A 246-nucleotide genomic window follows, 5' to 3' on the forward strand; every position below is an offset into this window, starting at 1 on the left:
CGGCATGAACTCCGGAGCCCAGGCGCTGGTGCCAGTCCTTCTTGGGGTACTGGGTGCAGAAGACTGTCGACCCGGTGTCGTAGCGCCGCTCAAGGAGCTCGAGGAGCATTCTGCTGATCGTCTCGTCGGGGTGGTCGAGGAGCCATTCGTCGATCACCAGCAGGGAGAACGCGGCGTACTTCTTCAAGAATTTGTTCTGGCCCTGGGGTCGGTCTTTGGCCAGGGCCCAGGCTTCTTCGAGGTCGG

The 246-nt window shown here is 62.2% G+C and carries 1 protein-coding gene; it reads right to left on the reverse strand.

What is annotated here, in order from left to right; all coding sequences use genetic code 11:
• A partial coding sequence (locus CEY15_RS17480) for an ATP-binding protein (protein WP_176475186.1) occupies positions 1 to 246 on the reverse strand: 246 nt, incomplete at both ends.

The organism is Dietzia natronolimnaea, assembly GCF_002289575.1.
Classification (GTDB): domain Bacteria; phylum Actinomycetota; class Actinomycetes; order Mycobacteriales; family Mycobacteriaceae; genus Dietzia; species Dietzia natronolimnaea_A.